Genomic DNA, 6785 nt, shown 5'->3' with positions numbered 1-6785 from the left:
CAACGTAGCTTTTCGGCTGCTACTCCGGTTTCTCTCCTTGGCGAGGACTAGAAGCTTGCTCAAGCCTTCTACATCCAGATTTTCCAAACTGACCCTAACAATATCTGTCATTTCTACGCACCCAGCGAGAGCAGCTTCTGAAGCTCGTCACGCTCAAATGCTCGTTCGAGCAAAGTAATAGAAATTTCGCGAGCGAGGGCAGCCAGTATCGGTTTTGCGAACACCGTCATCAGCGGCAGTTCGACCCCAACCGCTTGTGACAGCCGGCTCGACATCTGTACTGCCAACAGCGAGTGGCCGCCCAGTTCGAAGAAGTGATCGTGGCGCCCGATGCGCTCCACACCGAGAAGCTCGGCCCAGATCTGTGCCAGCGTGGTCTCGATCTCGCCCTGCGGCGGCTCATAGGCGCGATGCGCATACGCCTCCTCGCCCGGGGCCGGCAGCGCGTTCCGATCGACCTTGCCGTTCACCGTCAGCGGCAGCCCCGCCAGCCGCACGAACGCAGACGGCACCATGTAGTCCGGCAGCCGCGCACTCAAGTGTGCGCGCAAACCCCCGGCAAGATCAGATTCCTCAGCTTCGGGGGCGACGACATACGCAACGAGCCGCTGCTCGCCGCGGCCATCCTCGCGCGCCACCACCACCGCATCACCCACCGCCGGATGCTCGAGGAGCCGCGCCGCGATCTCGCCCGGCTCGATCCGGAAGCCGCGGATCTTCACCTGCTCGTCGTTGCGCCCCAAAAACTCCAGATTGCCGTCCGCCAGGTAGCGTGCCAGGTCGCCGGTCCGGTACAGCCGGTCGCCGTCCACAAAGGGGCTGGCGATGAACCGCTCCGCCGTCAGCTCAGGGCGGTTCAGGTAGCCCCGCGCCACCCCCGCACCGCCAATGCAGAGCTCGCCCACCGCCCCGAACGGCACCGGCTCCCCATGATCGTCCAGCAGATAGATCCGAAGATCGGGAATGCGCCTTCCGATCTGACTGCCCGAATCGGTGGTGTCAGACTGATCAAGAGACCGATAGGTGACATGCACGGTCGTTTCCGTAATACCGTACATGTTGATCAATTGTGGTGCACGATCTGAATGCCTTGCATACCACGGCTTCAGAATCGATGGCTCCAGAGCCTCTCCACCCAAAATAACGTAGCGAAGGCGGTTTCGAGCACCGCGCTGACGCTCCAGATCCACAAGAGCTTTAAAAGCCGAAGGGGTCTGATTCAGAACTGTAACGCCGGACTTGCAGATGAGATCATCGAAGTCAGGAGCAGAGCGAGCGGTGTCGCTCGGCACAAGAATCAAACGACCGCCATAACGCAGTGCGCCCCACAACTCCCACACCGAGAAGTCGAACGAGAAGGAATGGAACAGGCACCATACGTCCTGTTCAGTGAACCCATACCATTCCTGCGTCGCCTCGAACAAACGAACGATCTGAGCATGCTCGACCATGACGCCCTTGGGCGTACCGGTGGATCCCGAGGTGTAGATCACGTAGGCGAGATGGCGGGAGGTGAGGCCGAGCGCGCGCGTATCCGGATCCGATTCCGGCAGGCTGGCCCAGGCCGGTGCCGCCGCATCGAGCTCCAGCACGCTCGCATCGAGGCCCACATCGCCCAAGGCGGCGCGGCCCGCCGCATCGGTCAGCAGCAGCCGCGGCGCCGCATCCTCCAGCACCTGGCGCAACCGCGCCGACGGATAGGCCGGGTCCAGCGGCACATACGCCCCGCCGGCCTTCAGGATCGCCAAAAGCCCCACCACCATCAGCGGACTGCGCGCAACGCAGATTGCCACCGGCTGATCCGGCTTCACCCCGAGGGCGATCAGATGATGCGCCAGCTGGTTGGCGTGCGCATTGAGCGCGCCATAGCTTACGCGCTGGTCCTGATAGACCAGCGCCACCGCCTCCGGCGCCTTGCGCACCTGCGCCTCGAACAGCTCCTGGATGCACTTGTCCGCAGGATACGGTGCCGCCGTCCGGTTCAGCTCCTCCAGCAGATAGGTACGCTCGTCCGCTGGCAGGATGTCCAGCTCCCGCACCGGCGTGTCCGGCGCCCGCTCCAGCGCCTCTGCCAGCTGCTCGAGCGCCCGCTGCATGTAGCCGCAGATCCGATCCGCCGAGATAGGCTCCGCCACCTGCGCCGTCAGCCCGAGCGCCTCGCCAAAATCCTCCACTGACAAGGTCAGCGGATAATTGGTGCGCTCCTCCCCGCCCAGCCATTCCACGCCCACCAGACTGTCATCGGTTGCGGTGGCGACCGCCGCGGTGTTGTGGCGGTAGTTCAACAACGCGCTGAACAGCGGCGCCGGCGCCGCAATGGCACTGCAGCGCTGCGCCAGCGCCAGCGAGGCATGCTCATGTGCCAGCAGCTCGGCCAGCCGGGCATGCGTGGTTCGCACGCTCGCCTCGACCGCAGTCCCATCAAGATCAAGCCGCAGCGGCAGGGTGTTGATGAACAGCCCCATGGCGCGGTCGGCGCCGGCGTTGCCCTGCAGGCGGCCGAACAGCACCGTGCCGAACACCACCTGCTCGCGGCCGCTGCTGCGCGCCACCACCTGCCCCCACGCCAGATGGCACAGGCTTGCCAGACTGACGCCCAGCCGCCGCGCCTGTTCCCGCAGCCGCGCATGGAGCGCCGGCGGCAACAACCGATGCGCCTCACGAACCCCGCCGCCGTCGCCGCGCACCTCGCTCAAGCCGAACGGCGTGGTCGGCTCGTCGATGTCGGCCAGCAGCTCCCGGAAGAACGCTTCGTCCGCCTCGGCATCACCGCGTAGATGCACCTGCGCCACCAGATTGCGGAACGGCTGCGGCGCCGGCAGCTCATGCTGGCGCCCCTCCAGCTCGGCCCGGACCTCAGCATGCATCACGTCCAGCGTGGTGTGATCCCCGATCAGATGATGCTGCAGCTCCAGCAGCAGCCAGCGCGCGCTGCCGGGCTCGCGCGCAATCACAAACCGCAGCAGTGGCGCCCGGCCAAGCTCGATGCGGTGCCGGCGCGGATCAAACCGCTCCCTCAGCTGCTCGGCGCCAGCGCCATGAGCGCCATCCAGCTCGACCTCGGTCACCTCCAGTTGCGCCTTCCGCCACACCACCTGGGCCGGCTGCGACAGCCCCTCCCAGACAAACGAGGTGCGCAGGATGTCATGCCGATCCACCACCCGCTGGACCGCGGCAAGATAGCGCTCGAGCAGCCCACGCTCGGCAAACGCCATCTGCGATACCAGCAGGTATGGATCGCCCTTTGCCGCCAGCAGATGATGGAACAGGATGCCGTCCTGCAGCGGCGACAGGCCGTAAATGTCCTGGATGTTGCCAACCCCGCCGGGCACCGTGGCGATGATCCGGTCGATCTCGTCCTGTGCCAGCTCGATCAGCGGCAGCATCTGTGGCGTGATCGCCGCACTCCGTTCGGTGATCAGGTTGGCCGGGACCGCCACCTCCTGATGGTGGCCGAGGCTTGCGGCCAGATCCGCCAGCACCGGCTGGGCGAACAGGGTGCGCACTTCGATGCCCAGCGACCGCCGCCGCAGAAGCTCCATCAACTGTACCGCCAACAGCGAGTGGCCGCCCAGTTCGAAGAAGTGATCGTGGCGCCCGATGCGCTCCACACCGAGAAGCTCGGCCCAGATCGTTGCCAGTGCCGTCTCGATCTCGCCCTGCGGCGGCGCGTAGGCGCGATGCGCATACGCCTCCTCGCCCGGGGCCGGCAGCGCGTTCCGATCGACCTTGCCGTTCACCGTCAGCGGCAGCCCCGCCAGCCGCACGAACGCAGACGGCACCATGTAGTCCGGCAGCCGCGCACTCAAGTGTGCGCGCAAACCCCCGGCAAGATCAGATTCCTCAGCTTCGGGGGCGACGACATACGCAACGAGCCGCTGCTCGCCGCGGCCATCCTCGCGCGCCACCACCACCGCATCACCCACCGCCGGATGCTCGAGGAGCCGCGCCGCGATCTCGCCCGGCTCGATCCGGAAGCCGCGGATCTTCACCTGCTCGTCGTTGCGCCCCAAAAACTCCAGATTGCCGCCCGCCAGGTAGCGTGCCAGGTCGCCGGTCCGGTACAGCCGGTCGCCGTCCACAAAGGGGCTGGCGATGAACCGCTCCGCCGTCAGCTCAGGGCGGTTCAGGTAGCCCCGCGCCACCCCCGCACCGCCAATGCAGAGCTCGCCCACCGCCCCGAACGGCACCGGCTCCCCATGATCGTCCAGCAGATAGATCCGCGTGTTCGCGATCGGACGGCCGATCGGGACAATGGCCTCATCAAACTCAGCCGGACAACTCCACGCTGTCACGTCGATCGCAGCTTCCGTCGGACCGTAGAGATTGTGCAGGCCCGTCCGGGGCAATACGCGCCGAACCCTATGCACACTGGCGGCAGGGAGCGCCTCGCCGCTGCATAAAACACGCCGCAGCGACCTGCAGCGGTCAACACTCTTCGCATCCATAAAACTGACCAGCATGGATGGCACGAAGTGAATCGTCGTGATGCGCTGGCTGATGATCAAGTCGACCAATGCGTCGGGATCTCTGTGCGCGCCGGGCGGCGCCAGCACCAGGGTTGCCCCTTCAAGCAAGGTCCAGAAGAACTCCCAGGCCGAGACATCGAAGCTAAATGGCGTCTTCTGCAACACGACATCAGTTGCGTTGAGACCATAGGCATTTTGCATCCACATCAGGCGATTGACGATAGCCCGATGCTCGTTCTGGGCCCCTTTAGGCGTACCGGTGGATCCCGAGGTGTAGATCACGTAGGCGAGATGGCGGGAGGTGAGGCCGAGCGCGCGCGGGTCCGGATCCGATTCCGGCAGGCTGGCCCAGGCCGGTGCCGCCGCATCGAGTTCCAGCACGCTCGCATCGAGGCCCACATCGCCCAAGGCGGCGCGGCCCGCCGCATCGGTCAGCAGCAGCCGCGGCGCCGCATCCTCCAGCACCTGGCGCAACCGCGCCGACGGATAGGCCGGGTCCAGCGGCACATACGCCCCGCCGGCCTTCAGGATCGCCAAAAGCCCCACCACCATCAGCGGACTGCGCGCAACGCAGATTGCCACCGGCTGATCCGGCTTCACCCCGAGGGCGATCAGATGATGCGCCAGCTGGTTGGCGTGCGCATTGAGCGCGCCATAGCTTACGCGCTGGTCCTGATAGACCAGCGCCACCGCCTCCGGCGCCTTGCGCACCTGCGCCTCGAACAGCTCCTGGATGCACTTGTCCGCAGGATACGGTGCCGCCGTCCGGTTCAGCTCCTCCAGCAGATAGGTGCGCTCGGCGGACGACAGCAGCTCAATCCGCCCGACCTCTTGCTGCGCATCGGCAGCCATCGCCCGCAGCAGCGCCAGCAGATAATCCCGCTGCCGCTCGATCGTCGTCTGATCAAACAGCGCGGTGGCATAAGCCAGCGTTCCGGCGATCTCCTCACCCTGCTCGCCAAGGCTCAGCTCCAGATCGAACTTGACCTGATCAATCTCTTCCCCGGCAGCTTCCACACTCAGCCCCGGCAGGTCCAATGACCCAACCGCATTGTTCTCCCAGGCCAGCATCACCTGGAACAACGGCGTATGATCAAGAGCCCGCGGCGGCTGCACGATCTCCACCACCTGCTCGAACGGCAGCTCCTGGTGCTCCTGCGCTCCCAACGCCGTGCGCCGCGTCCGCTCCAACAGCTCCGACACGCTCGGCTCGCCCGACAGGTCCAGCCGGAGCGCCAGGGTGTTGACGAAGAAGCCGATCAGCTCTTCGATCTCGCGGTGCCCCCGATTGGCACTCGGCACCCCGATCACAAGATCGTCCTGTCCCGACAGACGCGACAGCACCGCAGCCCACCCCGCCAGCACGGTCATGAACAATGTCGTGCCATGCTGCCGGCTCAGCCGCTTCAGCCCCCGCGTCAGATCCGCATCAATGATGATCGGGACCGTCGCCCCGGCAAACGACTGTTGCGCCGGCCGCGGCCGGTCCGTCGGCAGCGCCAGACGGGCCGGCGCGCCGGACAGATTGCTGCGCCAATACTGCGCCTGGCGCTGCAGCCGTTCCCCCGACAGCCACTGCCGTTGCCAGGCAGCATAGTCCGGATACTGGATCGCAAGCGGCGGCAGCGGATCGTCCTGCCCAGCCGCGAATGCCCGGTACAGCTGAGTGAGCTCGCCCACCAACACGCCCAGCGACCAGCCGTCCGAGACGATGTGGTGCTGGGTCAGCAGCAACACGTGCGCCTCGTCCGACAGCCGGATCAGCCGGCCGCGGATCAGCGGGCCCCGCGCCAGATCAAACGGCGTGCGCGCCTCCTGCTGGCACAGCTGCGACAGCGCGGCGTCCGCATCCAGCCTGCCCCGCAGATCGTGCTCCACGACCGGCAGCCCCGCCTCCTCCGGCAGAAGCTCAACCCGGAGCTTGCCCTCCGAGGTGACAAAGACGCTGCGCAGCGCCTCATGCCGCGCAAACAAACGGTCCAGGCTGCGTTGCCAGGCGCTGCGGTCGAGCCCACCCTTCAGCCGCCACGCCAGCGGCACGTGATACTGCGTGCTGCCCTGATCCAGCTGCGCCAAAAACCACAGCCGCTGCTGCGCAAACGATGGTGCTAGCGCGGTTTCGCGCCCGACCTTTCGCATCAACGTAGCTTTTCGGCTGCTACTCCGGTTTCTCTCCTTGGCGAGGACTAGAAGCTTGCTCAAGCCTTCTACATCCAGATTTTCCAAACTGCCCCTAACAATATCTGTCATTTCTACGCGCCCAGCGAGAACAGCTTCTGAAGCTCGTCACGCTCGAATGCTCGTTCGAGCAAAGTA

General features: G+C 65.7%; 1 protein-coding gene. It reads right to left on the bottom strand.

The genetic code is table 11. The features are described from left to right. Positions 1-113: 113 nt before the first annotated feature. Positions 114-6719: a non-ribosomal peptide synthetase gene (locus HAP41_RS47775; protein ID WP_248577269.1), complete on the bottom strand. Its 6606-nt coding sequence runs from the start codon at positions 6717-6719 to the stop codon at positions 114-116. Positions 6720-6785: the final 66 nt, after the last annotated feature.

The organism is Bradyrhizobium barranii subsp. apii (genome assembly GCF_011516635.5).
GTDB classification, from domain to species: domain Bacteria; phylum Pseudomonadota; class Alphaproteobacteria; order Rhizobiales; family Xanthobacteraceae; genus Bradyrhizobium; species Bradyrhizobium barranii.
This window is presented reverse-complemented; position numbering and strand designations above follow the sequence as displayed.

Coding starts and splice junctions, on each gene's coding strand:
- HAP41_RS47775 (WP_248577269.1), bottom strand. CDS start 6,719: ATGACAGATATTGTTAGGGGCAGTTTGGAAAATCTGGATGTAGAAGGC.